Source organism: Streptomyces sp. NPDC021622 (assembly GCF_040640795.1).
Lineage (GTDB): Bacteria > Actinomycetota > Actinomycetes > Streptomycetales > Streptomycetaceae > Streptomyces.
The window spans coordinates 32,155-58,249 of record NZ_JBFACK010000027.1 but is presented as its reverse complement, the minus strand read 5'-3'; the positions used below and the strand labels follow the sequence as shown (position 1 = coordinate 58,249).

At 70.9% G+C, this 26,095-nt stretch carries 24 protein-coding genes; 10 read left to right on the top strand and 14 right to left on the bottom strand.

Features of this window, described 5'->3' with window-relative positions; translation table 11 throughout:
* The first annotated feature begins 187 nt into the window (after positions 1-187).
* The 3 genes from AB0G47_RS38270 (at position 188) to AB0G47_RS38260 (ending at position 3,821) form a co-directional block, all read left to right on the top strand.
* A complete protein-coding gene (locus tag AB0G47_RS38270) occupies positions 188-2,413 on the top strand; it encodes an acetate--CoA ligase family protein (protein ID WP_360779888.1) in 2,226 nt (741 codons plus the stop codon).
* Positions 2,414-2,507: 94 nt separating this feature from the next.
* Positions 2,508-3,320 carry an enoyl-CoA hydratase-related protein gene (locus AB0G47_RS38265; protein WP_360779885.1) on the top strand — a complete coding sequence of 271 codons (813 nt, stop codon included), beginning with the start codon at positions 2,508-2,510 and terminating at the stop codon, positions 3,318-3,320.
* Between the two features lie 54 nt (positions 3,321-3,374).
* Entirely contained in the window at positions 3,375-3,821 is a 447-nt protein-coding gene (locus tag AB0G47_RS38260; RefSeq protein WP_360779882.1) for an RICIN domain-containing protein, read from the top strand.
* Positions 3,822-3,839: 18 nt separating this feature from the next.
* On the opposite strand, the gene AB0G47_RS38255 is transcribed toward AB0G47_RS38260, so the two are convergent.
* Entirely contained in the window at positions 3,840-4,772 is a 933-nt protein-coding gene (locus AB0G47_RS38255; protein ID WP_360779880.1) for a hypothetical protein, read from the bottom strand.
* 92 nt (positions 4,773-4,864) lie between these two features.
* Here AB0G47_RS38255 and AB0G47_RS38250 point away from each other — a divergent pair, with 92 nt between their 5' ends.
* Positions 4,865-5,479 carry a flavin reductase family protein gene (locus AB0G47_RS38250; RefSeq protein ID WP_360779877.1) on the top strand — a complete coding sequence of 205 codons (615 nt, stop codon included), beginning with the start codon at positions 4,865-4,867 and terminating at the stop codon, positions 5,477-5,479.
* Positions 5,480-5,542: 63 nt separating this feature from the next.
* Here AB0G47_RS38250 and AB0G47_RS38245 read toward each other — a convergent pair whose 3' ends face one another.
* Complete coding sequence (locus AB0G47_RS38245; RefSeq protein WP_360779874.1) at positions 5,543-6,856, bottom strand: MFS transporter; 1,314 nt, start codon at positions 6,854-6,856, stop codon at positions 5,543-5,545.
* A gap of 71 nt (positions 6,857-6,927) precedes the next feature.
* Between AB0G47_RS38245 and AB0G47_RS38240 the strand changes: the two genes are divergently transcribed.
* On the top strand, positions 6,928-7,941 hold the full coding sequence (locus AB0G47_RS38240; RefSeq protein ID WP_360779871.1) for a helix-turn-helix domain-containing protein: 1,014 nt from the start codon (positions 6,928-6,930) through the stop codon (positions 7,939-7,941).
* Here AB0G47_RS38240 and AB0G47_RS38235 read toward each other — a convergent pair.
* The 4 genes from AB0G47_RS38235 to AB0G47_RS38220 all read right to left on the bottom strand — a co-directional run bounded on the left by AB0G47_RS38235 (position 7,864) and on the right by AB0G47_RS38220 (position 12,841).
* Positions 7,864-9,117, bottom strand: a complete 1,254-nt coding sequence (locus AB0G47_RS38235) for an MFS transporter (protein ID WP_360779868.1) — start codon at positions 9,115-9,117, stop codon at positions 7,864-7,866. The genes AB0G47_RS38240 and AB0G47_RS38235 overlap by 78 nt on opposite strands.
* Positions 9,118-9,592: 475 nt before the next feature.
* Entirely contained in the window at positions 9,593-10,642 is a 1,050-nt protein-coding gene (locus AB0G47_RS38230) for a Zn-dependent alcohol dehydrogenase (protein ID WP_266865379.1), read from the bottom strand.
* The gene (locus AB0G47_RS38225; protein WP_360779865.1) at positions 10,639-11,880 is read right to left on the bottom strand and encodes an acyl-CoA dehydrogenase family protein; all 1,242 of its coding nucleotides are present in this window, start codon (positions 11,878-11,880) and stop codon (positions 10,639-10,641) included. The genes AB0G47_RS38230 and AB0G47_RS38225 overlap by 4 nt, the downstream gene beginning before the upstream one ends.
* A gap of 13 nt (positions 11,881-11,893) precedes the next feature.
* On the bottom strand, positions 11,894-12,841 hold the full coding sequence (locus tag AB0G47_RS38220; protein ID WP_360779862.1) for an SDR family oxidoreductase: 948 nt from the start codon (positions 12,839-12,841) through the stop codon (positions 11,894-11,896).
* A gap of 84 nt (positions 12,842-12,925) precedes the next feature.
* Here AB0G47_RS38220 and AB0G47_RS38215 point away from each other — a divergent pair, with 84 nt between their 5' ends.
* Positions 12,926-13,852: a cyclase family protein gene (locus AB0G47_RS38215; RefSeq protein WP_360779861.1), complete on the top strand. Its 927-nt coding sequence runs from the start codon at positions 12,926-12,928 to the stop codon at positions 13,850-13,852.
* A 477-nt stretch (positions 13,853-14,329) separates the two neighbouring features.
* Here the strand turns inward: AB0G47_RS38215 and AB0G47_RS38210 are convergent, their stop codons facing one another.
* The 4 genes from AB0G47_RS38210 to AB0G47_RS38195 form a co-directional block, all read right to left on the bottom strand.
* Positions 14,330-14,821, bottom strand: a complete 492-nt coding sequence (locus AB0G47_RS38210) for an ATP-binding protein (protein WP_360779858.1) — start codon at positions 14,819-14,821, stop codon at positions 14,330-14,332.
* Positions 14,822-15,302: 481 nt separating this feature from the next.
* Entirely contained in the window at positions 15,303-16,253 is a 951-nt protein-coding gene (locus tag AB0G47_RS38205; protein ID WP_360779855.1) for an acyl-CoA dehydrogenase family protein, read from the bottom strand.
* An 8-nt stretch (positions 16,254-16,261) separates the two neighbouring features.
* Entirely contained in the window at positions 16,262-17,425 is a 1,164-nt protein-coding gene (locus tag AB0G47_RS38200; RefSeq protein WP_360779853.1) for an acyl-CoA dehydrogenase family protein, read from the bottom strand.
* Between the two features lie 11 nt (positions 17,426-17,436).
* Positions 17,437-18,630 (bottom strand): amidohydrolase family protein, encoded by a 1,194-nt coding sequence (locus AB0G47_RS38195; RefSeq protein ID WP_360779850.1) that lies wholly within the window; start codon positions 18,628-18,630, stop codon positions 17,437-17,439.
* 189 nt (positions 18,631-18,819) lie between these two features.
* Here AB0G47_RS38195 and AB0G47_RS38190 point away from each other — a divergent pair, with 189 nt between their 5' ends.
* A complete protein-coding gene (locus AB0G47_RS38190; protein ID WP_360779847.1) occupies positions 18,820-20,415 on the top strand; it encodes an AMP-binding protein in 1,596 nt (531 codons plus the stop codon).
* 1 nt (position 20,416) lies between these two features.
* Here AB0G47_RS38190 and AB0G47_RS38185 read toward each other — a convergent pair whose 3' ends face one another.
* Positions 20,417-20,929 (bottom strand): EF-hand domain-containing protein, encoded by a 513-nt coding sequence (locus AB0G47_RS38185; RefSeq protein WP_360779844.1) that lies wholly within the window; start codon positions 20,927-20,929, stop codon positions 20,417-20,419.
* 269 nt (positions 20,930-21,198) lie between these two features.
* Between AB0G47_RS38185 and AB0G47_RS38180 the strand changes: the two genes are divergently transcribed.
* Positions 21,199-21,537, top strand: coding sequence for a hypothetical protein (locus AB0G47_RS38180; RefSeq protein ID WP_360779842.1), 339 nt, complete (start codon positions 21,199-21,201; stop codon positions 21,535-21,537).
* Between the two features lie 103 nt (positions 21,538-21,640).
* Here the strand turns inward: AB0G47_RS38180 and AB0G47_RS38175 are convergent, their stop codons facing one another.
* The gene (locus AB0G47_RS38175) at positions 21,641-22,015 is read right to left on the bottom strand and encodes an STAS domain-containing protein (RefSeq protein ID WP_360780003.1); all 375 of its coding nucleotides are present in this window, start codon (positions 22,013-22,015) and stop codon (positions 21,641-21,643) included.
* A 287-nt stretch (positions 22,016-22,302) separates the two neighbouring features.
* Here AB0G47_RS38175 and AB0G47_RS38170 point away from each other — a divergent pair, with 287 nt between their 5' ends.
* Both AB0G47_RS38170 and AB0G47_RS38165 read left to right on the top strand, forming a co-directional pair.
* Positions 22,303-22,905 carry a sigma-70 family RNA polymerase sigma factor gene (locus AB0G47_RS38170; protein WP_360779840.1) on the top strand — a complete coding sequence of 201 codons (603 nt, stop codon included), beginning with the start codon at positions 22,303-22,305 and terminating at the stop codon, positions 22,903-22,905.
* The gene (locus tag AB0G47_RS38165) at positions 22,902-24,383 is read left to right on the top strand and encodes a zf-HC2 domain-containing protein (protein ID WP_360779837.1); all 1,482 of its coding nucleotides are present in this window, start codon (positions 22,902-22,904) and stop codon (positions 24,381-24,383) included. The genes AB0G47_RS38170 and AB0G47_RS38165 overlap by 4 nt, the downstream gene beginning before the upstream one ends.
* A gap of 79 nt (positions 24,384-24,462) precedes the next feature.
* Here AB0G47_RS38165 and purU read toward each other — a convergent pair whose 3' ends face one another.
* Complete coding sequence (gene purU / locus AB0G47_RS38160) at positions 24,463-25,335, bottom strand: formyltetrahydrofolate deformylase (protein WP_360779834.1); 873 nt, start codon at positions 25,333-25,335, stop codon at positions 24,463-24,465.
* Between the two features lie 96 nt (positions 25,336-25,431).
* Entirely contained in the window at positions 25,432-25,932 is a 501-nt protein-coding gene (locus tag AB0G47_RS38155) for a hypothetical protein (RefSeq protein ID WP_360779831.1), read from the bottom strand.
* Positions 25,933-26,095 lie beyond the last annotated feature (163 nt).

The window sequence follows — 26,095 nt, the reverse complement described above, 5'->3', positions numbered from 1 at the left end:
CGGAGGATGGCACCCCCGGTGGCCGATACAACCCCCCCTCCCGACGCCCAGCCCCCGGCAGGGGGTAGCAGCCCCCGAGCAACGGGTACTGCTAAAGGGACGCCCCAACTCCTTCCTGACGCAGCGTCAGTTCAGTAATCTGACTATGCGTCAGTTGAGTTGCTGTCACACAGGAGCGGGCGGACCGATGCTTGGATCGACTTACGGCACCTTCACCACCGACCCCCGCCGCGCGCGTGTTGTGGCCTGCGGCGAAGCCCCGGCACCCAGCGTCCACGGCCGGGCCGCCACGGCGGACGACCTGGACGTCAGCGGCCGTCCGCTGCACGCCGACGTACCGGATCTCGACCGGTTCTTCCGCCCCGAGTCCGTCGCCGTCATCGGGGCATCGGACGCCGAGGGCCGGCCGAACACCGGCATCACGCGCCAGCTCATCGCCTGGGCCGAGCGCGGCGGCGCCCGGCTGCATCCGGTGCACCCCACCCGTCAGTCCGTCTTCGGCATACGCTGCTTCCCCTCCGTCGCGGACCTGCCGGAACAGGTCGATCTGGCCGTACTCCTCGTCAGCGATCCGCTGCCCGTGATCGAGGAACTCGCCGAGTCCAAGGTCAAGTTCGCCGTCGCTTTCGCCTCCGGGTTCGCCGAGACCGGCGAGGAGGGCGCGGCCGCCCAGGCCCGCCTCGCCGCCGCCGTCGAACGCTCGGGCCTTCGGCTGCTCGGGCCGAACACCAACCTCAACGCCTTCGAGCGGTTCCGCGACGATCTGGACGGCCCCGCGATCGCCCTGATCACCCAGTCCGGCCACCAGGGCCGGCCCGTCTTCACGCTGCAGGAGATCGGCATACGCCTCTCCCACTGGGCACCCACCGGCAACGAAGCCGACCTGGAGACCGCCGACTTCATCTCCTACTTCGCCGAGCAGCCCGAGGTCGGGGCCATCGCCTGTTACGTCGAGGGCCTCAAGGACGGCCGCTCCTTCCTGCTCGCCGCCGACCGGGCGGCCCGGCACGGCGTGCCCGTCGTCGCCGTCAAGGTCGGCCGCACCGAGACCGGCGCCAAGATGGCCGCCTCACACACCGGCAAGCTCACCGGCGCCGACGCGGTCGTCGACGCGGCGATGCGGCAGTACGGCGTGATCCGCGTGGACGGACTCGACGAACTCCAGGACACCTCCGCCCTGTTGGCCCGCGCGCGGGCACCGCAGGCCGACGGCGTCGTCGTCTATTCGATCTCGGGCGGCACGGGCGCGCACTTCTCGGACCTGGCGACCGAGGCGGGGCTGCGGCTTCCCACCCTCTCCGGCGCCAAGCAGACGGAGCTGCACCAGTGGATACCGGACTATCTGAACGTCGCCAATCCCGTCGACAACGGCGGGCATCCGGTCGGCGACTGGCGCGGCCGGAAGATCATCGACGCGATCCTGGACGACCCTGAGGTGGGGGTGCTCATCTGCCCCATCACCGGCCCCTTTCCCCCCATGAGCGACAAGCTCGCGCAGGACCTGGTGGACGCGGCGGAACAGACGGACAAGCTGGTGTGCGTGGTGTGGGGCTCGCCCGTCGGCACCGAGGAGGCCTACCGCACGACGCTGCTCGGCTCCTCGCGCGTCGCCACCTTCCGCACCTTCGCCAACTGCATCACGGCGGTGCGCGCCTATCTCGACCACCACCGCTTCACGGCCGGCTACCGCTCCCCCTTCGCCGAAGCGCCCCGCACCGCGTCGCCGTCCTTCCGCAAGGCCCAGGCCCTGATGCGGCCGGGCCAACAGCTGAGCGAGCACGCGGCGAAGCAGCTGCTGCGCGCGTACGGGATTCGCGTACCGCGCGAGCAGCTGGTGACCAGCGCGGCGGCGGCCGTGCGGGCGGCGGGGCTCGTCGGCTACCCGGTGGTGATGAAGGCCTCTGGCGCGCGGCTCGCCCACAAGAGCGAACTCGGCCTGGTGAAGGTCGGGCTGACCTCGGCCAGCCAGGTGCGGGACGCCTATCGGGAGCTGACCGACATCGCGCGCTACGAGGGGATCGCCCTTGACGGCGTACTGGTCTGCCAGATGGTGGAGCGGGGCGTCGAGATGGTGGTCGGCGTGACCCAGGACGAGCTGTTCGGCCCGACCGTGACCGTGGGGCTTGGTGGGGTGCTTGTCGAAGTCCTGCGGGACGTGGCCGTGCGGGTCCCGCCCTTTGGGGAGGCCCAGGCCTCCGCGATGCTTTCCGAGTTGCGGGGGCGGGCTTTGCTGGACGGGGTTCGAGGAGCGCCGCCCGCTGACGTCGACGCGCTCGTCGAGGTCGTGCTGCGGGTTCAGCGGATGGCGCTTGAACTGGGGGATGAGATGGCCGAGTTGGACATCAATCCGCTGATGGTTCTGCCGCGGGGGCAGGGAGCCGTCGCGCTTGATGCCTTGGCCGTCTGCCGGTGAGCCGTGTTTCAAGGCGCCGCTTCGCGGCGATCCTTTCCCGCCCACCCACTCGATCACCCCGCAGCGCGCCATCAACGAACGGAACCGCTTCCCCATGACTTCCTCCCCCGAAATCTCCCTCGACTCATTGGTACTCCACGCCACTGACAACGGCGTCTCGTGGATCACCCTCAACCGGCCCGAAGCCATGAACGCCGTCACCTGGGACCAGCGCGAACGCGTCATCTCTCTGCTCGCCGACGCCTCCGCCGACCCCGCCGTCCGCGCCGTCGTGCTCACCGCCACCGGCAAGGGCTTCTGCGCCGGGGCCGATCTGCGGGGTGCGCCGAGCGGCGGCGAGCGGGTTCCCGGCGACGTGGCCCGCACCATCAGGCTCGGCGCCCAGCGGCTCATCGCGGCCGTCCTCGACTGCGAGAAGCCGGTGATCGCCGCGGTCAACGGCACCGCGGCCGGGATCGGCGCGCATCTCGCGTTCGCCTGCGACCTGGTCATCGCCGCCGAACAGGCCAGGTTCATCGAGGTGTTCGTGCGGCGCGGACTCGTGCCGGACGGCGGCGGCGCCTATCTGCTGCCACGGCTCGTCGGGCCGCAGCGGGCGAAGGAGCTGATGTTCTTCGGGGACGCGCTGCCCGCCGCGGACGCCGAACGGCTCGGCCTCGTCAATCGCGTCGTAGCGGCGGACGAGCTGGAGAAGACGGCCCGCGCCTGGGCCGAACGCCTCGCCACAGGGCCGACCCGAGCCATCGCCATGACCAAGCAACTGGTCAACGCCGCCCTCGAATCCGACCGCGCGACCGCCTTCGCCGCGGAGGCCGCCGCGCAGGAGATCAACATGACGACCGCGGACGCCAACGAGGGCGTGGCCAGTTTCGTCGAACGGCGCACCCCGTCGTACGAAGGGCGTTGACGCCCGCGCGCAGCCTCCTATGTTGAGGGCAGAAGACCCGACCTAGGAGGGCACATGGCCGGAAGCCTGCCCGACGGCGTCTATCTCTTCAGGAACGACGCCAGCGGTCTCTACATGGAGCTCGTCGACGCCGACCTCGGCCCGAACGTGCCGGTCGTCGGCGCCATCGCCAGCAAGCTGGCCGCCCAGCAGTGGGAGGTCACCGCCTTCCACGGCGACGACCCGACCGAGGCGGGCGACGACAACGCGTACACGATCAAGAGCAAGGTCGGCGACGTCTACGTAGGACAGCGCGCCTCCCGGCTCATCCCGCCCCGGCTCGGCTCCCGTGCCGCTCCGACGCCGTGGATCATCGAGTACGTCGACGAGGGCACCGTCCGCGTCCGCAGTCCGCGCTCAGGGGATGTCTTCGACCTCTCGGGCGGCGACGACGGGCCTGAAATCCTGCTGGTCGAATGGAACGGGCGGGCCACACAGCGCTGGATCCTCGAAGCGGTGTAGCCCAGTTCGGTCCTTGGGTCAGTCCTTGACCAGGATCTCGACCTCGGGCGCGTCCATGTCGCCGAGCACCACGAACAGCTCCGGGTCGTCCTCCGTGCCGCCGATCGTCCAGGCCTGCCTGCCGTCGCAGCCGTCCGTCTCGATGGCGACCACGGGCCGCCGGTCGTCCACGTCGACGTCGATCGTCCAGGTGCCGGTGACCTCACAGCGCGAGGCTTCGGCGGCGTCCAGAGGGTCGACCATGTCGTCCATGGCCGTGTCCTCGTACGGATTCGGGGCGAGGTCCACCCGCCTGTCCGCCCGCAGCCGCAGGACCGCCTTGCCGCCGTCCTCGTGGCGCCACACCCCGGCGACCTGCTCGGGGCTGAGCTGTGGCGGCTCGTACTCCTTGATGACGCCCGTGGCGGTGGCCACGAAAGCCAGCCCCAGGGAGGCCACGAACAGTCCCACAGAGGCAAGCGCGGACCGCACCCAGATCCTGCGCCGCCGTGCCCCTTCGAGCCCGCGCCCGGGGTACCTCGCCCAGTAGGCGACGGCCAGCGCGGGCAGCACTCCGCTTCCCGCCGCCCACAGTGTGATCTCGGCGAACGCGCCGCCGAAGGCGGCGAAGAGGAGCCCCCACCCCGCGCCCGGCACCAGCTGACCGGCCAGGGTCCAGGCCCACTGCGGGCCGCGTCGCATCCTGCGGGCCACCGCCCGTCCGAGCACGAGACCCGGAATCGTCTGCACGCACGCGTGCACCAGGCCGAAGAGCGGGAGGAGCAGGGGCAGGAACAGCATGAGGCAGGCGAGCCCGAAGGCCCCGCCGTAGCCCTCCGTCCCGTAGCCGTCGTTACTGAAGGACACCACATAGGCCACCACCGCAGCCGCCGGAAGCTGCGCGGCGCCCGCCGCGGCGGCGGCCGTCACGTGCTCGTTGTCCCAGGCGTCCCGCACGTTCCCCCACGTCATGGGGCTGAAGATACGCCGCCCCCGACGGCGCTCAGGCAGTACCCTCCACACCCTTCCCATCTGACGGTCCGTCAGCTTCAATGGCTGATGTGATGGGACACGCTGGGATGGCGGCCACCGCCGTCCGATACCTCAGGTCGGTCGGGGCATCGACCACCACCGGGCCGGTCGAGGCCTTGCCGCGCCCGCAGCTGCGGGCCGTCGGCGACGACGAGCGGGCTCCGCTCGATCCGGGCGAATTCCGGCGTGTGCTCGGGAACTTCGCCACCGGCGTGACCGTTGTCACGGCACCGGCATCGGAAGGCGAACCGGGCCCGGCCGGATTCGCCTGCCAGTCCTTCTCCTCGCTCTCCCTCGACCCGCCGCTCGTCTCGTTCATGGTCGCGCGTACGTCGACGACGTGGCCCCGCATCGCCCGCGCGGGCGTCTTCTGCGTGAACGTCCTGGGTGCCGACCAGGGCGAGCTGTGCCGCGGCTTCGCGGTCAGCGGCGCCGACAAGTTCGCGGGAGTGGAGCACGAGGCGGCGCCGGTCACCGGCTCGCCCCGGCTGACCGGCGCACCGGCCTGGATCGACTGCACGATCCAGGCCGTGCACACCGGCGGCGACCACCTGATCGTGGTCGGCAAGGTGGAGGCGCTCGGAGCCGCCGACGCGGGGGAGCCACTGCTCTTCCACCGGGGCAGGTTCGGCCGCTTCGCTACGTGAGAGCGGGTCGGATCGCCACTCCCTCCGTGAGAGCGGGCCGGATCGCCACTCCCTCCGTGAGACCTATGTGAGAGCGGGCCGCACCCCCGCGCCCTCGCCCCGCCGCCGGATCACCAGGGCCATCAGCGCGGCCGCCGCGCACAGCGCGCCCGATGCGTACCAGACGACGTCGTACGACCCGAAGGCGTCCCGCGCGACACCGCCAGCGAAGGCCACCACCGCGGCGCCCACCTGGTGCGATGCGAGCACCCACCCGAAGACGATCGCGCTGTCGTCGCCGTACTGCTCGCGGCAGAGCGCCAGGGTCGGCGGCACCGTCGCCACCCAGTCGAGGCCGTAGAAGACGATGAAGAAGATCATCGGGGGCCGCACGGACGGCGCGAGCAGCATCGGCAGGAAGAGCAGCGAGATGCCGCGCAGCGCGTAGTACACGGCGAGCAGCCGGCGCGCGTCGAACCGGTCGGTGAACCAGCCGGAGGCGATCGTCCCGATCACGTCGAAGACCCCGATGACGGCGAGCAGCGACGCGGCGGCCGTGACCGGCATGCCGTGGTCGTGCGCGGCGGGCACGAAGTGCGTCTGGACCAGGCCGTTCGTCGAGGCGCCGCAGATCGCGAAGGTGCCGGCTAGCAGCCAGAAGGGTCCGGTGCGTGCCGCCTTGAAGAGCACCGTGACCGCGCGCCGCGCGGCCCCCGTGACCGGTGGCGGCTTCTCCACGAACTCCTGGGAGCCATAGGGCTTCAGGCCCACGTCGGCCGGGTGGTCGCGAAGCAGCAGCCAGACGAAGGGGACCACCGCGAAGGCGGCGAGCGACACCGTCACCGCGGCAGGACGCCAGTCGTGCCGGTCGACGATCCAGGAGAGCAGCGGCAGGAAGATCAGTTGGCCGGAGGCGGATGCGGCCGTGAGGATGCCGGTGACCAGGCCCTTGCGCGTGGTGAACCACCGGTTGGTGACGGTTGCGGCGAAGGCGAGCGCCATCGAACCGGACCCGAGGCCGACGAGCAGCCCCCAGCACAGCAGCAGCTGCCAGGCGGAGTCCATCCAGACCGTCAGGCCCGACCCGAGCGCGATCACGACGAGCGCGACGGCGACGACCTTGCGGATGCCGAACCGGTCCATCAGCGCGGCGGCGAACGGCGCGGTGAGCCCGTACAGCGCGAGATTGATGGAGACCGCGAGCCCGATCGTGCCGCGCGACCAGTGGAACTCCTGGTGCAGCGGGCCGATGAGCAGCCCCGGAAGGGACCGGAAGGCCGCGGCGCCGATGATCGTCACGAAGGTGACGGCGGCGACGAACCAGGCGCGGTGGATGCGGCGGGGCCGCGGAGCCTTCGAGGCCGGCCCGGTCGTCTCGTTCAGGTCTGTCTGTGCCACGCCCATCAGCATCGGGCCGCCGTCGATCACGATCGAGTGGCCCGAAGGACAGCCTTCGCTAGAATCGGGCCATGGCCTCAGCGACCAGCGCACCCAGCACGCCCCGGCACCGCGTCGTCGTGCTGGCCCTGGACGGCGTGATCCCCTTCGAACTGGGCATTCCGCAACGGATCTTCGGGCGTACGAGAGACAGCGCGGGCGAGCGCCTGTACGAGGTGATCACCGCCTCGATCCGCCCGCCGGGCCCGGTCCACACCGACGCGGACTTCGCCATCCTCGTCGAGAACGGCCCCGAGGCCCTCGCCACCGCCGACACCGTCGTGGTCCCGGCGTCGTACGAGCTGGGTCCCGTCTACGAAGAGGGCCGTCTGACCGGCGAACTCGCCGCCGCCCTCGCCCACATCAGGCCCGGCACCCGCCTGGTCGCCATCTGCACGGGCGGGTACGTCCTCGCGGCGGCGGGCTACCTCGACGGCCGCAGGGCCACCACGCACTGGTCGTCGGCCGAACACTTCCAGCGGCTCTTCCCCAAGATCACCGTCGACGCCGACGTCCTGTTCATCGACGACGGCGACGTACTCACATCGGCGGGCGTGGCGGCGGGTGTCGACCTCTGCCTCCATGTCGTACGCGGCGACCACGGCTCGGCGGTGGCCAACGAGGTGGCGCGCCGCACGGTGGTGCCGCCGCACCGGGACGGCGGCCAGGCGCAGTACATCCAACGCCCCGTCCCCGAGCCCCAGTTGGCGACCACCACCACGGCCCGCGGCTGGGCGCTCGGCCATCTGCACGAACCGATCCAGCTGCGCGACATGGCCGACCAGGAGTCGATGTCCGTACGCACCTTCACGCGCCGCTTCCGCGAGGAGGTGGGCGTCAGCCCCGGCCAGTGGCTGACCCAGCAGCGCGTGGAGCGGGCGCGGCACCTCCTTGAGTCGAGCGATCTGTCGGTCGACCAGGTGGCCCGGGAGGCGGGCTTCGGAACGCCCCAGTCGATGCGGCAGCACCTACAGGCGGCTCTCGGTGTCACCCCCACCGCGTACCGGCGCACGTTCCGGACCGCCGTCCGCGTCGCCGGACGGTGACGGCCGGCCCCCGCCGGACGGTGCCGGCTTGACCTCGCCGAGCACGCCCACCACCGTCAGTACGAGGGTGAGGCCGACCCCGGCGAGGATGGCGGTCGACGGTGCGACGACGGTGAGCAGGCCGCCCGCGAGGGAGCCGCTGGCCGCGTAACCGGCGCCTACGGCCGCGTACATGACCGAGTAGCCGGCGGCGAGCGCGCTCGGCGGCAGGACCTCGCGCAGGGTCAGGTTCCGGGTCAGCATCGCGCCGGCCTGCAGCAGTCCCGCGACGGCCAGGCCCGCGGCGATCAGTCCGGTGCTCGGCATCAGCGCGACGACGGCGACGACTCCGGAGACCGCGAACATCAGCACCATGCTCTGGGTGCGCAGCCGCCCCGGCCAGCTGCGCAGCCCGTACACCACCGACCCGACGGCCGAACCGATCGCGAGCCCGGCGAGCAGGGGGCCCGCCCAGCCGACCTCGATGCCGCGCTGCTCAAGCAGCGCCGGGAGCACCAGTTCGGCGAGGGCGAGCAGCGAGAGACTGGCGGCACCCGTCACATACACCGGCCAGGCCCGGACCATGATCCGCACCATGGACTCGCCGCCCCGGTCGTTCTCGTCGGACCGCCAGCCGGCCGGCAGCATCCACAGGCCGGCCACGGAGGAGGCCATGAGCACGGCGGCGAGCACCAGCGGCAGCTGCGGCGCGACGCCGAGCGCGAGGCCCGTGACGGCGGCGGGCGAGACGGCCCACACGCTGAACGTGAGCACCGACTCGGCGGACAGCGCCTGGGCGGCGGCGTGTTCGGGCACGAGGCTGGTGAGCAGGGCGCGCAGGCCGCCCGGGGCGGCGGCGGGGGCGGCGCCTGCCAGGAAGGCGGCAGCGCCGAGCACCACGGGGTGGGCCTGGGGCAACACCCCCAGCGCACCGAAGGCGAGCGCGCCCACGGCCAGCCCCGCCGCGAGCTGGGGCCTGGCCCGCTCGGCGCGCATCCGCATCCCGAGCAGCGGTGCTCCGGCGATCTCGCCCACGACGTACGCCGCCGCGAGCACCGCCCCCAGGGTGTAGCCGCCGGGGCGCTCCCGCACCAGAAACACCAGGGCGAGCGGGGCCATGGCCACGGGCATCCTGGCCCCCACGGCCACGAGGCCCCACGCGGCTACGGGCCGGGTCGCCACATCGCGATAACTCATCCCCCGAAGTTAGGCTCCCGCCGGGGGGTGCCGCCCCTGAATTACCCGGCGGTGCAGGGCTGCAGGCACAGCCTTCTTCCGCCCCGCAGCGCAGGGGCGCAGGCACAGCCCCTCGCCACCCTCAGCGCAGGGGCGCCAGAACGGGCCTCTTCCACCCGCAGCACAAAGCTGGCCGAACGCGCTTCTCCCACCACCCGCCCGATCACCCCGCAGCGCTTCCCCCCACGCACAAGCCTCTCCCGCCCACCCACCCGATTACCCCGCGGGGCAATCGGGTGGGTGGGCGGGGAGGATCCGCCGCGAAGCGGCGGGACAGAGAAGCCGCGCCACACGAACAAGCCGTACCCACCCGCCCAATTGACCCACAGGGCAATCGGGCGGGTGGGCGGGAAAGATCCGCCGCGAAGCGGTGGGACGGAGCGCCGCGTCACGAGCCCCGGGGCCGCAGGCCACCCCAGGCCCCCGGCCAGCCCCCTCAGAACGTCAAGACGCCCCTCGCCACCCTCCCCGCCTCCGCATCCCCCGCCGCCTTCGCGAAGTCCTCCACGGGGTACGTCGCCGTCACCAGCTCGTCCAGCAGCAGACGCCCCTCCCCGTACAGCTCCGCGTACAGCGCGAAGTCCCGCTGCGGGCGCGCCGAGCCATAGCGGCAGCCCAGGATCGACTTGTCCAGGAACAGGGACGAGACGGTGAACGACGCCTCAGCCGTGGCCGCCGGCACGCCCAGCAGCACCGCCTGCCCATGCCGGTCCAGCAGATCAATGGCCGCCCGGATCAACTCCACCCGGCCCACGCACTCAAAGGCGTGATCGGCCCCGTTCGGCAGGATCGACTTCACCCCCTCCACCGACTCCAGGAAGTGCGTCGCCCCGAACTGCCGGGCCACCGCTTCCTTCCCCGGGTTCGAGTCCACCGCGACGATCTTCGTGGCCCCCGCGATCCGCGCCCCCTGCAGCACATTGAGCCCGATGCCGCCCGTCCCGATGACGACCACGCTGTCCCCGCGGTCGACCTTCGCGCGGTTCAGCGCGGCGCCGACCCCGGTCACCACCCCGCACCCGATCAACGCGGCGGACGTCAGCGGAATGCTCTCCGGGATCTTCACCGCCTGCACGGCCTTGACGAGCGTCCGTTCCGCGAACGCGGAGTTCGCCGCGAACTGGTACAGCGGCTCACCGCCCCGCGAGAACGGCCGGTCAGGCATCCCGATCGCCTTGCGGCACATGGTCGGCCGCCCCCGGTTGCACTCGGCGCAGGCGCCGCAGCTCGCGATGGTCGAGAGCGCGACGTGGTCTCCGGCGGCGACATGCGTCACCCCCGCGCCCACGGCCTCCACCACTCCCGCGCCCTCGTGCCCGAGCACCACCGGCACGGGAAACGGAATCGTCCCGTCGATCACCGACAGATCGCTGTGGCAGAGCCCCGCCGCCGCGACGGCGACCAGCACCTCCCCCGGCCCCGGATCACGTATCTCCAGGTCATCGACGACGTCGACCTTCCGCCCGTCGAAAACGACACCCCTCATCGAGCCTCCCTCGGCAGACCGAGCACCCGCTCGGCGATGATGTTCCGCTGAATCTCGTCCGAGCCGCCGTAGATCGTGTCGGCCCGCGTGAAGAGGAAGAGCCGTTGCAGAGCGTCGAGTTCGTACGGGGACTCCTCGCTCCAGTCCCCCGGCCCCACGGCCGCGGCAGCCCCCCGCACCCCCATGGCCAGCTCCCCGAGCCGCTGATGCCACCGACCCCACAGCAACTTGGCCACGCTCGGCGCCCCCGAGTCACCGCCAGAACCGCCCGAACTTCCCGAACCCCCCGAACTCCCCAACGTACTCAGCGCGTTCCACCGCATGACCCGCAGCTCGGCCCACTGCCGCACCAGCCGGTCCCGCAGCACGGGATCGGACACAGCGGCCCCCGAATCAAGAGCGCACCGCACGACCCCCGCCAACTCCTGTGCAAATCCGATCTGTTGGACCAGCGTCGAGACACCCCGCTCGAACCCGAGCAGCCCCATCGCCACCCGCCACCCATTCCCGACACCGCCCACCACATGCGAGGCGCTGGCGACCGCCCCGTCGAAGAACACCTCGTTGAACTCGCTGGTCCCGGTCAACTGCCGGATGGGCCGCACCTCGATCCGCCCCGGCTGATCCATCGGTACGAGCAGGAACGAAAGTCCCGCATGCCCCCGAGACCCGGCCTCGGTCCGAGCCAGCACAAAACACCAGTCGGCCTCATGCGCGAGCGAGGTCCAGATCTTCTGCCCGCTGACGCGGTACACCTCCTGCCCGGCATCCAGCACCGCGGAAGTCCGCACCCCCGCCAGATCGGACCCCGCACCGGGCTCGCTGTACCCCTGGCACCACAGGACCTCCCCGCGCGCGATGCCCGGCAGGAATTCGTCCCGCTGCTCCTGCGTGCCGTAGGCGAGGAGCGTCGGCGCGAGCAGGTTCTCGCCGATGTGCCCGTACCGCCCGGGTGCCCGCACGCGCGCGTACTCCTCGGCCCAGACGACCTGCTGGGTCAGCGTCGCCCGCCGGTTCCCGTACGCGACCGAGCCCGAGTCCGAATCCCACCCAAGCCCTATCCAACCGCCCCGCCCCAACTCCCGCTCCCAAGACCGGCGTTCGGCACCCCCCTCGTGCTCACTCCCCGGCCCGCCACGCCCCACCGCACCGGCGTAGTCGCCCACGAGACGCTCGGCGAGCCATGCCCGCGCCTCCGCCCGGAACTCCTCGTCCTCGACGCCGAACCCGAAGTCCACGCCCCCGGCCCGCCTACGCGCCCGGCCGCGCACCGGGCGCCGCGCCAGGCCCCGCGTTGGGCCGGTCCTTGGCCGCCGCCGCCTTCGCCATGGCCTCAAGCTGCGCCAGCATCGGCATCGGGTCGACACCCACCGTCCCCGGCAGGAAGTCGGCGATCTTCTCGGGCGTCCAGCCGCCCTCCACGTACCCGGCCCGCAGCTCCCGCGGCTGCGCCCACACCGCGATCTTCGGCCCCGCGACCGTATAGACCTGCCCGGTGATCTTCTCCTGCCGCGCCCGGTCGCTCAGCAGATAGGTGACAAGCGCGGCCACGTCCTCCGGCTCCCCGATCTCCTTCAGCTCCATCGGTACGTTCGCCGACATCCGCGTACGGGCAACAGGGGCAACGGCGTTGGCGGTCACCCCGTACTTGTTGAGCCCCAGCGCCGCACTGCGCACCAGCGAGATGATCCCGCCCTTGGCCGCGCTGTAATTGGCCTGCGCGACAGACCCCTGATGGTTGCCGCTGGTGAACCCGATCAGCGTGCCGCCACCCTGCTTGCGCATGACTGCCGACGCGGCCCTGAAGACGGTGAACGTGCCCTTCAGGTGCGTGGCGACCACCGGGTCCCACTCCTCCTCGGACATGTTGAAGAGCATCCGCTCGCGCAGGATCCCGGCCACGCACACGACACCGTCGATGCGCCCGTACTGCGCGAGCGCGACGTCGACGATCCGCTGGCCGCCCGCCATGGTCGACACGTCATCGGCGACGGCGACGGCCTCCCCGCCCGCGGCCTGGATCTCCTTGACCACGGCATCGGCTATCTCGCTGGTCGGTTCGCCGCCCTCCATCGAGACGCCGTAGTCGTTGACGACGACCCGCGCCCCCTCGGCCGCCGCGGCGAGCGCGACGGCCCTGCCGATGCCGCGCCCGGCGCCGGTGACGGCCACCACCTTGCCTGCCAAGAAGTTCCCCACGTCCGGCCCCTTCCCGCGGTTTCTGACGGACCGTTAGATTCTATGACCCGTCAGATACCGAAAGACAAGCCCCGGGGAGGACTCATGTCGCTGCCGCCCGAGTTCCACGACATAGCCAAGCGCGTGAACAACTGGGGCCGTTGGGGCTCCGACGACGAGATCGGCACCCTCAACCTGATCACCGACCAGGTCGTACGCGAGGCTGCCGCCACCGTCCGCACCGGCCACCGCGTCCCGCTCGCGCTCCCCCTCAAGGAGGACGGCGTGCAGTCGGGCCTGATCCAAGGCCGGGTCAACCCCCTCCACTCCATGACGCAGATCAACCAGGAGCTGTTCGGCCCCGGCACGGTCGCCACCAGCGACGACGTCGTCACGATGAGCCTGCAGACGGCCACCCACTGGGACGCCCTCACCCACGTGTCGCACTCGGGGAAGATCTACAACGGCCGCCCCGCCGACTCCATCACCCCGCACACCCGCGCCCGGTTCAGCGGCATCGACAAGGTGCCGCACCTCGTCTCGCGCGGCGTACTGCTCGACGTCGCGCGCGTCAAGGGCGTCGACCGACTGCCGGGCGATCACGCGGTCACGCCCGAAGACCTGGCAGAGGCCGAGGAGTTCGGGGGCGTCACGGTCCGCGCCGGCGACATCGTCCTCGTACGCACGGGGCAGGTCCAGGTCTATCTGGCGGGCGACAAGCACGCGTACGGCTATCCGTCGCCGGGCCTCTCGGTCCGCACCCCGGAGTGGTTCCACGCGCGCGATGTCGCGGCGGTCGCCAACGACACCCTCACCTTCGAGATCTTCCCGCCCGAGATCGAGAATCTGTGGCTGCCGGTGCACGCGCTCGACCTCGTCGAGATGGGGATGCTCCAGGGCCAGAACTGGAATCTGGAAAAGTTGTCCACAGCCTGTGCAGAAGTTTCCCGCTACAGCTTCCTGCTCTCCGCGATGCCCGAGCCGTTCATCGGCGGTACGGGGTCGCCGGTGGCGCCGGTCGCGGTGCTGTGAGGTCCGCCGGGGGGGGGCGGCCGTGCCGCGAACCCCGTAATGGGCCTCCCGTAATGAGCCTTCGGATGGCGGCGCCCCGGCTCCCGCCCCGAGCGCGTTGCCGCACGCGCCGCCATCCGGCTCCGGCGAACAAGCCCTGTCTTTCGGCCCCGAAGGGACTGACGCCGAATGGCGACCCACGTCTCGCCAAGGTCCGGGCCACACACACCACCGTCCCTCGGCGTCCCCTCGCGGCGAATCGCTGCACATAAGCGTGATCAATCGGACACGGTACGTCAACACCCGTCCGGTGATTAATGAATTATGCCGCTTTTGTACCGACCGCGCACGGCCGCGCATCGTGGCACGCGACGGCGCATACAGGAGCCCGGCACGGGGCCAGGGGCGCCCGCCGGAAGCTCAGACGGCCTCGCACGCAAGGCCCGGAAACCCAGACGGCCTCGCACGGAGGACTCGGACGGCCTCGTACACACCGGCTCAGACAGCCTCGTACGCCACGTCGCCATAGGTCGTGCCGTCGAACGCCACCGCGCCGACTCCCTGCTCGCACCGGTCCACCTCGCACCAGATGCTCTTGCCGGCGCCTTCGGGCTGCCAGCCCCAGCGGTCCGCGAGACCGTCGACGAGTTCGAGGCCCCGGCCGTTGGTCTCCTCGCCGTCCGCGTGGCGCGGCCGCGGCGGGCGGGCGCTGGCGTCGGCGACCTCGACCCTGACGGTCCCCGCGCCCTGCCCCGCGGCCTCTTCGGCGACGTCCGGGGCGTCGGGGAGCACCATGCGCAGCACGGCCGGACAGCCCGTGTGCACAACGGCGTTGGTGACGAGCTCCGAGATAAGCAGGATCAGCGTCTCGGCCAGTGGCTCATCGACTCCTATGCCGGAACCGGCGAGCCGCGAACGCGCCCACCTGCGGGCCCGCCCCACCTCTGCGGGGTCAGGCCTGACCTCCAGCTGAACTTGAAGCACCTGCACCGCTCACACCATCCGAACCGGCGGACACATCGCCTCGCGACTCCACAGGGTCACGGAACGTGATCCCCTTGAGAGACAGCATGGTTGACGTTCAGTCACCCCAACAAGCGCTTCGGGCATATTCCAGCGCGAAGGAGTACGCGTGCGGCATACTGTGCGACGCGTGCTGCCGGGGGTCGAACAGGCGGGCGCGAGGCGCCTTCCTGCGCTGCGAGCGGCGCGCAACGCCGGGCCCGGAGCCGCCTCAGGGGCAGCACCGGCATGGCTCGGCCTCAGAACCATTCGCATCCCACACAAGGTACCGGAGCGGAAGCCCGACTCCGTGCCGTGACGAGTCACGCCTAGGACACAACCCGATATCGACGCTCTGTAGCTTCCCCCCGCTTCACAGACTTCACAAGTCGATCACTCTCCCCACGGTGGCACCACAGTTCACACGCGGCGTCACACCGAACGCACAGCGTCACATCTGGCCCGCCCTTCACAGCGCCGCGGCCAGCTCCTCCTCCGCCTGAGCCGCCGACCGGCCGAGGCCCGCCCGCACCCAGGCCCGCTTGAGATGCAGATGCACGTCCGCCTCCCAGGTGAACCCCATCCCGCCGTGCACCTGCAGACAGTCCCGCGCGTTGCGCACCGCCGCCTCGTCGGCGAGCAGCTTGGCCCCGGCGATCTCCAGTACGTCACCGGTGACGGCCGCGGCGTAGACGGCACCGCGCGCGACCTCGGTACGGACGAGCATCTGCGCACACAGATGCTTCACGGCCTGGAACCCCCCAATGGCCTGCCCAAATTGGGTACGTTCCCGGGCATACCGGACAGCCATCTCCAGCGTCTTCCCAGCAGACCCGAGCTGCTCGGCGGCGACGAGCAAATCCGCCAAATCCCGGTCGCCCGCCCCCGCCCTTGCTTTGGGCAGGCGTCCCGCAGGGCGAGTGGGGTCTCCCCTGCTCGAGCGAAGCCGAGAGCTTGGGGAAGGGTGGGCAAGACCCCCACTGCCGGGCAACCGATGAAGCGGCGTAAGGGGATCCAGCGAACGAAACGGAACAGCACCTTCCACGCCGCTGCCCAGGACAACATCCGCTTCGTCCAGCCAAGGGACCAGCGAACCAAAGGAGCAAGTGACCACCGCCTCCCCCGACGCAGCCCCCTGCAAGGCCCCCGCGGCGAGGAACGTCCCCACCAGCGGCCCCGTCAGCAACACCCGCCCCGCCTCCTCAAAGGCCAACACCGCCTCAGGAAGCCCCAGTCCGACCCCGCCATCCGCCTCCGGCACCATCAGCGAGAAGAACCCGGCGTCCCCCAGCTCCTTCCACAAACCCCGGTCCAGAGAAGAGCCCTCGTCCAACGCGGCCCGCACATCGAACCGCCCCTCGAGGAGATCCCGTACCCCACCCCGCAACGCCCGCTGATCCTCAGTGAGTTGGAAATCCATACGCTCCCTCACCGCCCCTTGGGGAGGCCGAGTATCCGCTCGGCCACGATGTTCTGCTGGATCTGCGAGGTCCCGGCGGCGATCGTGTACGAGAGGGACGAGAGCCGGTCCAGGGTCCACTCGTGGTCCAGGTCCAACGAGCCCACCCCAAGGACCTCCCCGGCGGCGTCGTACAGCTCCTGCCGCGCATGCGAGTACCGCAGTTTGAAAACCGAACCCCCCACCCCCGGCACACCCCCCGACCGCTGCGACTCGCTCACGTTCCACTGGGTGAGCCGCCACAGCGCCCCGAACTCGGCGCTCAGCCTGCCAAGCCTGCGCCGCAGCACCGCGTCGTCCCAGCGCCCGTTCTTGCGGGCCTCGCGGGCAAGCTCGCCCAGGACGCGGCGGCAGGCGACGACCTCCCCCACGAAGGCCGTCCCGCGCTCGTAGGACAGCGTCACCATCGTCATGCGCCAGCCGTCGTTCTCCGCGCCGACCCGGTTGGCGACCGGCACCCGCACCTCGTCGAGGAACATCTCGGCGAACTCCGTGGAGCCGGCGAGCGTGCGCAGCGGGCGGACGGTGATCCCGGGGGCGTCCATCGGCATCGCGAGCCAGGAGATGCCGCGGTGCTTCGGCACGGCCTCGCTCACCGGTGTCGTACGCACGAGGAGCTCGCACCAGTCGGCGACCTCCGCGTGCGAGGTCCAGATCTTGGACCCGCTCACCACGTAGTCGTCTCCGTCCCGCCACGCGCGCGTGCGCAGCGACGCGAGGTCCGATCCGGCGTCCGGCTCGCTGAAGCCCTGGCACCACACCTCGTCGCCGCGCAGGACCGGCGGCAGCCAGCGCGCCCGCTGTTCGGGCGTGCCCTCGGATGCGATGGTCGGGCCCGCGTGCAGCAGGCCCACGAAATTCGCGCCTACGTAGGGAGCGCCCGCCTTCTCCGTCTCCTCCAGGAAGATCAGATGCTGTGTCGGGGTCGCACCCTGCCCGCCCGCGTCGACGGGCCAGTGCAGGCCCGCGTACCCGGCGTCGTACAGCCTGCGCTGCCACCCCATGTCGTACGCGCGCCGCCCCGGCCAGTCCAGCGGGTCGGGGCGCGGCGGCAGTTCGGGGAGCGTCCGGGCGAGCCATGCGCGCAGCCGCGCCCGGAAGTCCTCTTCCTCCTCCGTGTACGTGAGATCCACGCCGGCCCCGCCTACTTGTCCAGGTCCAGGCCCAGCATGCGGATCGCGTTGCCCCGCATCAGCTTGTAGATCGTCTCGTCGTCGAGCCCCTTGACGTGGTCGAGGGCGACTTCCTTGGTGTTGGGGAAGGTCGAGTCGACGTGCGGGTAGTCGGTCTCGAAGGTCGCGTTGTCGCGGCCGACCACGTCAAGGGACGCGACGCCGTGCTTGTCGCGGAAGAAGCAGCAGAACATCTGGCGGTAGTAGTACGTCGACGGCGGCTCGGGGATCAGATCGCGGACGCCGCCCCAGGCGCGGTGCTCCTCCCATACGTCGTCGGCGCGTTCGAGGGCGTACGGGATCCAGCCCATCTGGCCCTCGCTGTACGCCAGTTTGAGCTGCGGGAAGTTCACGAGCACGCCGCTGAAGAGGAAGTCCATCATCGAGGCCATCGCGTTGTTGAAGGACAGCGCGGCCTGCACGGCGGGCGGGGCGTCCGGAGACGCGGCGGGCATCTGGGAGCTGGACCCGATGTGCATGTTGACGACCGTGCCGGTCTCCTGGCAGATCGCGAAGAACGGGTCCCAGTAGCCGGAGTGGATGGAGGGCAGCCCCAGATAGGTCGGGATCTCGGAGAAGGTGACCGCCCGCACCCCCCGCGCCGCGTTCCGCTTGATCTCGGCGACGGCGAGGTCGATGTCCCAGAGCGGGATGATGCAGAGCGGGATCAGGCGGCCGCCGCTGTCGCCGCACCACTCCTCGACCATCCAGTCGTTGTACGCGCGCACGCAGGCCAGGGCGACCTCCTTGTCGTGCGCCTCGGCGAAGGTCTGACCGCAGAACCGCGGGAAGGTGGGGAAGCAGAGGGACGCCTCGACGTGGTTGAGGTCCATGTCCTTGAGGCGTTCGACGGGGTCCCAGCAGCCGCGCCGCATCTCCGCGCGCGTGATGCCTTCCAGGGTCATGTCGTCGCGGTCGAAGCCGACCGCCGCGATGTTGCGCTTGTACGGGAACTTGAGGTCTTCGTAGATCCACCAATCGGTGGGCGGCCCGTCCGGGTCCATCGTGATCTGGTACTTGCCCGCCACGTAGGCGAGTTCGCCGATGCCCGCCGTGAGGGGCCTGGGGCCGCGGTCACGGTATTTGGCGGGCAGCCAGGTCTCGAAGAGATGCGCGGGTTCGATCACATGGTCGTCGACGCTGACGATCCGGGGAAGCTCGGTCATGGTGTCCTGCCTTTCAAGGCGCCTCCGGTCATCCCTCCGGCCACTCCGGGTGATCTGATGACCCGTCAGATAGCAGGCTAGCCCCGCACCCCTGGACCGACAAGGCGGTGAGCCTTACGCTCTCCGCACGATCTGACTGCCCGTCAGTTAGGCGCAGCTTCGGTTCCGGCCACGAGGGGATCGCACCGCATGAGTACCTCGAACACCTCGAGCGCTTCAGAGAACGAGACCGCCCACGCGCTCGGCGCATCCCGCACCCTCTGGGAGCTCATCGAACGCCGCGCCGCGCTCACCCCCGACGCCCCGGTCCTCGTCCAGGCCGCCGCCGATCCCGCCGACGACCGCACACTCACCTTCGGCCAGCTGCGGGCCCGGTGCGAGCGCGTGGCCGCGGGCCTGTACGAGATGGGCGTGCGCCCCGGCACGGTGGTCGCCTGGCAGCTGCCGACCCGCATCGAGACCGCCCTGCTGTCCTTCGCGCTGGCCCGCATCGGCGCCGTGCAGTCGCCGGTCATCCCCTTCTACCGCGACCGCGAGGTCGGCTTCGCGCTGCGCGAGTCGAAGGCCGAGTTCTTCGCCGTGCCCGGGGTGTGGCGGGGCTTCGACCACACGGAGATGGCGGGGCGGCTCGGCGCGCGGGGCGTCTTCGAGGCGTACGCGTACGACGATCTGCCCGACGCCGATCCGTCCGTGCTGCCTCCCCCGCCCGCCGACGGCACATCCGTACGCTGGATCTACTGGACATCGGGCACCACGTCCGACCCCAAGGGCGTGCTGCACACCGACCGTTCACTGATCGCGGGCGGCTCCTGCCTGGCCCACGCCCTGCATCTGAAGGTGTCGGACATCGGCTCGATGGCGTTCCCCTTCGCGCACATCGCCGGGCCCGACTACACGGTGATGCTCCTGCTGTACGGCTTCCCGGCGGTCATGTTCGAGCAGTTCGCGCTGCCGGACGCACTCGACGGCTACCGGCGGCACGGCGTGACCGTGGCGGGCGGGTCGACCGCGTTCTACTCGATGTTCCTCGCCGAGCAGCGGGGGCTCCCGGCGGGCGAGAAGGTCATCCCCACCCTGCGCCTCCTCGCGGGCGGCGGGGCGCCGAAGCCGCCGGAGATCTATCACGCGGTCGTACGCGAGATGGGGTGCCAGCTCACCCATGGCTACGGCATGACCGAAGTACCGATGATCACGATGGGCGCTCCGGACGACACTCCGGAGAACCTCGCCACGACGGAGGGACTCCCCCCGGAGGGGATGGAGATCCGGGTCACGGACGCCGAGGGCAAGGAGGTGCCCGCCGGGGTCGACGGCGAGGTGCGGCTGCGCGGGGAGGCCGTCTGCCAGGGGTACTTGGACCCGCGGCAGAGCGCGGAGGTCTTCGACGCGGACGGCTTCCTGATCACCGGGGACCTGGGGCACGTGAAGCCGACCGGACATCTGGTCCTGACCGGCCGGGCCAAGGACATCATCATCCGCAAGGGCGAGAACATCTCGGCGAAGGAGATCGAGGATCTCCTTCACCGGCATCCGGCCGTGAACGACGCGGCCGTCATCGGCCTCCCGGACCCCGAGCGGGGCGAGCGGGTCTGCGCGGTGATCGAGCAGCGGACGGGCGCACATGACGCCCTGTCGCTGGACTCCGTGGTGACGTATCTGCGCGGGGAGGGCCTGTCCACGTACAAGCTGCCGGAACAGCTGGAGACCGTGGAGGCCCTGCCCCGCAACGAGACCCTGCGGAAGGTGCTCAAGTACAAGCTGCGCGAGCGGTTCGCGGAGGAGTGAGTTACTCGGGCACCGTGAAGTACGCCGCGAACGCCGCGACGATCTCCGCCTCCGAGACCTTGCCGTCCGCGTCCGCGTCGAGCGCGGTGCCCGCCGTCTCGGCGATGTCCGCCTGGACGCCGAGTGCCTTCAGGGCGCGACCGACCTCCTGCGGGGTGACCGCGCCGTCGGCGTCGGCGTCCGCCACGGCGATCATGGCGTCGAGGAACGGCCGTGCGATCTCGGCGAACCGGGCGGGGTTGTCGCGCAGGCGCTTCACCGCGCCGCCCACGAACTCGTGCTTGGTGATCCGCTGGTCACCGTCACGGTCGGCGATGCCGGCCATGCCCTGCCAGAAGGCCTCGGCCCCGATGTAGAGGGCCTGGCCCTTCTCGGAACGCGCTGTCGCGCCGAACTCGGTGAGCAGGGCGACAGCCGCCGTGCTGAAGTCCTCACGGGAGATGTAGCCGTTGCCGTCCTGATCGAACGTGGCGAAACGGGCCGCGATCTTACGCTCGTACTCGGCACTGTCCATGGTGTTCGGGCCGCCTCACTTCTGCGGTTGGGTGCGTGTGCACAGGGGGTTCCCTGGGTGTCTCTGGCAGCGAGCGTACGTGTTCGGCAACCGCCCGGCGTCAGGAAGCCGAAGGTTACGCGCAAACGCGTCCCACCGCTGTGTGCGGTGTGTTGGGGAATTGTTGGGCCGCCCTGTGAGCATGATCCTCAACTCCCGCCGGGACCCGAGCGATTGACCGAACGACCACCTCCCCACCGCTCCGGGCCCGGCACGACCAATGGAGAGCCATGCGTACGAAACTGATTGTCGGGGCCCTGACCGCCGGAATGGCGATGACGCTCGCGAGCGCCCCCTCGGCGGGCGCGGCCGACACCCGTCTGGGGTGCGCCAAGCACAAGATCACCGTCTCGGGCAGCGACCAGATCCTCCGGGTGTACAACCGCTGTAGCGGCAACATCAGCGTCAACGTCCACCAGGCCGGCAGCGACTCCGGCTACTACAAGATCGGCCGCGACAAGAGCCACAAGTTCACCGGCGGCAAGTGGCACGGCGTCTGCGGCCTGAAGATCTACTACGGCGGCACGCGCTACTACAACAAGATCGACGGCGACCTCGGCGACTGCTGAGTCCTCCGTAGGTAGAGCGGTCTTTTGCCTGCGGGTCCGTCGTGGCTGGTCGCGCCCACGCGGCGGAGCCGCACATGTCACAGCCCCGCGCCCCTTCGGGGCGCTACGCCGAGAGCGGTGGCGCTCCGTCGTCGACCGCCGCCGTTACGTCCGGGAAGACCTCGAAGAGGCGGCGTACGCCCAGGGCCGCGAGGACCCGGTTCACGTGCGAGCCGTCCTCCGCGCCGTGCGCGGGCAGTATCAGGCGCAGCCGGCCCTGACAGGAGCGGAAGAGGCGGCGCGTCGCGATCAGTACGCCGACGCCGCTGGAGTCGCAGAAGAGGACCTCGGAGAGATCGAGGACCAGGCTCCGGCGGCCGTCGGCGACCGCGTCGTGCACGCGCTGGCGCAGCACGGGCGACGTCACCAGGTCCATCTCGCCGGACACCCGCAGCACGGCCCAGCCGCCCTGCTCGTCCACGGCCACCTTCAGCGTCACACGCACGCCTCTCGCTGCTCGTCGATCGCGTCTGCTCGTCGCTCGCCCGAAGATCCGGAAGCTGTCCCTACGCTTCCTACGTCGCGGCTGCCCCGCCTCTCCTCCATGAAACACCAGGGACGCCGGTCCCTATCATCCGAGGCCGGGCGGGCGCGTACTTTGCCGTAAAGGGAAGCCCGTTGTCGGTGACGGCGACTACATTCGATGGAAGGTTTCGACGGGACGAATCCGGCGAGCCGAGGGCAGAGGACGGCAAGGGCAGAGCACGGCAGCGCAGAGGGGGCCGCATGGCGAAGGACGCGCCACGTCGCTGGGACCGCCGCATGCAGCAGCGACTGGCGCACGGCGAGGCCGCCGCGCTCGGGGAGCTGTACGACCGCTTCGCCTCGCTCGTGCACGGCCTGGCCCACCGCGTGCTCGGCGACGAGCAGGCCGCCGACCGGATCACCCGCGAGGTCTTCGCCCACATCTGGGAGAACCCCGACGCGTACGACCCCAAGCAGGGCCCCCTGCGCTCCTGGGTCGCCAAGCTCACCCACGAGCGGGCCGTCCGGCGCCTTCGCCAGACCGAGTCCGCCGCCCTCGCCCGCGGCGGCGAGGGCACCACGGAGGACCTGGAGCGCAAGGTGCGCCGGGCCTCCGCTGCCGCCCGCGCCGACTACATCGTCACGGCCATGCCCGCCCCGCTGCGCGCCGCCCTGGAGCTCGCCTACTTCCAGCGGCGCGACTACCGCCAGACGGCCGCCGACCTCGGCGTCACGGAGGACGAGGCGCGCCGCCGCCTCCGCCTTGGCCTGCAGCTGCTCTCCACCGCCAACGACACGGGCGCCCAGGCCACCGAGAGGGACCCCGCGCCAGGGGCGCCTCCCGGTTACGGGAGAGCGCTGTGAACGGGCCCGGCGGGCAGGAACCGTACGAGGAGCCGGACGGCACCGAGACCGGACACGGCATCGGCGCGGGCGGCGGCTCAAGTGCCGGGGCCGGAGGCGGCTCAGGCACCGGGTCCGGAAGGGGCTCAGGCGTCGGGGCCGGAGGCGGCTCCGGAGATCGGTCCGGCTGCGGCACAGGCTCCGGCGGCGGCCCAGGCTCCGGCGGCGGCACCGGAGATGGCAGGAGCGACGGCGACAGTCACCGGCGCCCCGCACATCCGCCGCGGATACCGCTGCCCCGCACCTCCATAGAGGACACCGGACACCCCTTGCCCGAGCCTCCGCTGGCCCTCGACCACCGCGTCCTGAAGTCGCTCCTCGGCGCATGGGCGCTCGCCGCCTGCTCCCCCGAGGAAGCGATCGCCGTCGAGGAGCACCTGGGCGACTGCGGCCCCTGCGCGGAAGAGGCCCTGCGGCTGCGCGACGCGGTCGGGCTGCTGCACCAAGAGGAGAGCCTCGACCTCGACCCCGGCCTGCGGGGCCGCGTCATCGAGAGCTGCCTCGGCCGCCGCCCGCCGCGCATCCCGGTGCCGGAGTGGGCCATTCCGTACGACGCGGAGACGGCCAGGCTCGACGCCCTCCTGCGGGACATCGGCGACTCGGAGTGGCACGCCCCGGTGCGCCTGCGGTGGTTCGACGGGGACGGCCCGGTCAGCCGCAAGACGACGGTCGCCGGGGTGATCGCGCACCTCTTGGCCGTGGACGGCCTGGTCGCCGCCGCCCTCGGCCTCGACGACCCGCTGAACGCGGGCGCTCCGGTACCGGCAAACCCGACCCAGCGCACAGAGGCGTACTGGCGCGCCTCGTACTTCCCGCCCACGCGCGCGGTGCGCGGCCCCTGGCGCGACCAGAGCCACGAACTGATCCGCACGGTGTCCTTCACCGCGGGGTCCTCCCAGAGCCCCGGCTCACGGGACGGCTCGGGCGGCCTCGCCGTCGCGTACGGCGCACCGGACGCCACGGGCCGCCGCCCCGAGCTGCCGCTGCGCGACTCGATGGTGGACCGCGCCTTCGAGTGCTGGATCCACGCGGGCGACATCGCGGACGCGGTGGACTACCCCTACGAACCGCCGTCCCCGCGCCATCTGCACCGCATGATCGACCTCGCCGCCCGGCTGCTCCCCGGCACCCTCGCCGACCGCCGCCGCTCCGGCCTCGCGCCACCGCCGCGCGGTCTGGTGGCCGCGGGCGCGCCCGGCCGCAGCCTGCGCCTTGAGGTCGAGGGCATGGGCGGCGGCGAGTGGTTCATCCCGCTGGACTCCCCCGCCGCCGACGCCTCCGCTGACCACGAGGTGGCCCACGTCGCCCTGGACGGCGTCGAGTTCTGCCGCCTGGCCGCGGGCCATGTCTCACCGGAGGAAGCGGCCGCGGGGCAGAACGGCGACCGCCAGGCGATCAGGGACGTACTGTTCGCGGCGGCTTCGCTGAGCCGGATGTGAGCAGCGGGAAGGGGTGGGTGGGCGGGAAAGATCCGCCGCGAAGCGGGGGACAGGAATGCCCCGACGGCCCGCAGTCGAATCAGGCGAACACAACCGTCCGGCGGCCGTTCAACAGAATCCGCCGCTCCGCATGCCACTTCACGGCCCGCGCAAGCGCCTGGCACTCCACGTCACGGCCGATCGCGACGAGCTGGTCGGGCGTCACGTCGTGCCCGACGCGCTCGACCTCCTGCTCGATGATCGGGCCCTCGTCGAGATCCGCCGTCACATAGTGCGCGGTGGCACCGATCAGCTTCACACCGCGCGCGTGCGCCTGGTGGTACGGCTTTGCGCCCTTGAAGCTCGGCAGGAACGAGTGGTGGATGTTGATGATCCGGCCGCTGAGCTGCTTGCAGAGGTCGTCCGAGAGCACCTGCATATAGCGGGCGAGGACGACGAGCTCGATGTTCTCCGACCGCACGAGCTCCAGGAGCTGCGCCTCGGCCTGCGGCTTGTTGTCCTTCGTCACCGGGATGTGGTGGAAGGGGATGTCGTACGAGGCGACCAGCTCGGCGAAGTCCGTGTGGTTCGAGACGACCGCCGCGATCTCCACGGGCAGCGCGCCGATCCGGGAGCGGAACAGCAGGTCGTTCAGGCAGTGCCCGAACTTGGAGACCAGCAGCACGACCCGCATCTTCTCGTCGGCGCGGTTCAGCTGCCAGTCCATCTGGAAGGAGTCACCGATCGCGGCGAAGCTGGCCCGCAGCTTCTCCACGGTCACCGGCGCCTCCGCCGAGAAGTGGACGCGCATGAAGAAGAGCCCGGTGTCGTGATCGCCGAACTGCTGACTGTCCTCGATGTTGCACCCGGTCATGAAGAGATAACTCGACACGGCGTGCACGATGCCCTGCTTGTCGGGGCAAGAGATGTTGAGGACGTACTGCTCAGCGGTGGCGGGGGCCTTCTGATTCATGCGCCCAAGGTTCCCACACGCCGACACTGCTGTGGGCCCCGAAGGGGCGCGGGGAACTGCGCGACCAGCCACGACGCACCAGCAGGCGCAAAACCCTCAGGCGGACCGAGTCAAAATCCGCAGCACCTCAAGCGTCCGGGGGACTTCATCGGGGCTCTCCCCGTCACTCACAGCGAGAGCGACATGCGCCTCGCGCGCAGCGCGAACAGCCTCCGGCCACCCCGGATGATCGAGATAGGCGGACACCAACGCATCCGGCCCCACCTCGTGCATGATCCGCAGCACCCGAAGGACCGCCGCATCGACCAGCGCCGCCTCCTCCGCGTCCCGGAAGATCGTCCCCACGTACTTCTCGGCGGACCAGTTGTCCAGCCACGTGTCCTCGACCAGCCGGTACACGGCATCGGTCACGTCCCCGTACTCCTCACGGCCCGCGAGCCAGCACTCACGCTGGAACTCCGGGTCGGAGAGCATGTGCAGCGCCGAGCGCACGTTGCTGCGCCAGCGCCACCACGGCATGTCGTTCGTTGGCATGCCGCCCATGGTGCTTGAGCGACTGCCGCGACGGGAAGACTTCTCCGAACCTTGCACGGTCATCGATCGTACGTTCCCCCTTCGGGCGGCCGAATCGGCCCCTGTCATTCACCTTCTTGTCACCATGCGTTGGGGAAACGTCACTCCTTGGTTGGCGGAGCGGCGGAATCGTGATTGCACATGCCCGTCTCGCGACGCACCTTGCTCCCTCGCCCCTCCAAGTCCA

Coding starts and splice junctions, on each gene's coding strand:
- AB0G47_RS38270 (WP_360779888.1), top strand. CDS start 188: ATGCTTGGATCGACTTACGGCACCTTCACCACCGACCCCCGCCGCGCG.
- AB0G47_RS38265 (WP_360779885.1), top strand. CDS start 2,508: ATGACTTCCTCCCCCGAAATCTCCCTCGACTCATTGGTACTCCACGCC.
- AB0G47_RS38260 (WP_360779882.1), top strand. CDS start 3,375: ATGGCCGGAAGCCTGCCCGACGGCGTCTATCTCTTCAGGAACGACGCC.
- AB0G47_RS38255 (WP_360779880.1), bottom strand. CDS start 4,772: ATGACGTGGGGGAACGTGCGGGACGCCTGGGACAACGAGCACGTGACG.
- AB0G47_RS38250 (WP_360779877.1), top strand. CDS start 4,865: ATGGGACACGCTGGGATGGCGGCCACCGCCGTCCGATACCTCAGGTCG.
- AB0G47_RS38240 (WP_360779871.1), top strand. CDS start 6,928: ATGGCCTCAGCGACCAGCGCACCCAGCACGCCCCGGCACCGCGTCGTC.
- AB0G47_RS38235 (WP_360779868.1), bottom strand. CDS start 9,117: ATGAGTTATCGCGATGTGGCGACCCGGCCCGTAGCCGCGTGGGGCCTC.
- AB0G47_RS38230 (WP_266865379.1), bottom strand. CDS start 10,642: ATGAGGGGTGTCGTTTTCGACGGGCGGAAGGTCGACGTCGTCGATGAC.
- AB0G47_RS38215 (WP_360779861.1), top strand. CDS start 12,926: ATGTCGCTGCCGCCCGAGTTCCACGACATAGCCAAGCGCGTGAACAAC.
- AB0G47_RS38205 (WP_360779855.1), bottom strand. CDS start 16,253: ATGGATTTCCAACTCACTGAGGATCAGCGGGCGTTGCGGGGTGGGGTA.
- AB0G47_RS38195 (WP_360779850.1), bottom strand. CDS start 18,630: ATGACCGAGCTTCCCCGGATCGTCAGCGTCGACGACCATGTGATCGAA.
- AB0G47_RS38190 (WP_360779847.1), top strand. CDS start 18,820: ATGAGTACCTCGAACACCTCGAGCGCTTCAGAGAACGAGACCGCCCAC.
- AB0G47_RS38185 (WP_360779844.1), bottom strand. CDS start 20,929: ATGGACAGTGCCGAGTACGAGCGTAAGATCGCGGCCCGTTTCGCCACG.
- AB0G47_RS38180 (WP_360779842.1), top strand. CDS start 21,199: ATGCGTACGAAACTGATTGTCGGGGCCCTGACCGCCGGAATGGCGATG.
- AB0G47_RS38170 (WP_360779840.1), top strand. CDS start 22,303: ATGGCGAAGGACGCGCCACGTCGCTGGGACCGCCGCATGCAGCAGCGA.
- purU (WP_360779834.1), bottom strand. CDS start 25,335: ATGAATCAGAAGGCCCCCGCCACCGCTGAGCAGTACGTCCTCAACATC.
- AB0G47_RS38155 (WP_360779831.1), bottom strand. CDS start 25,932: ATGACCGTGCAAGGTTCGGAGAAGTCTTCCCGTCGCGGCAGTCGCTCA.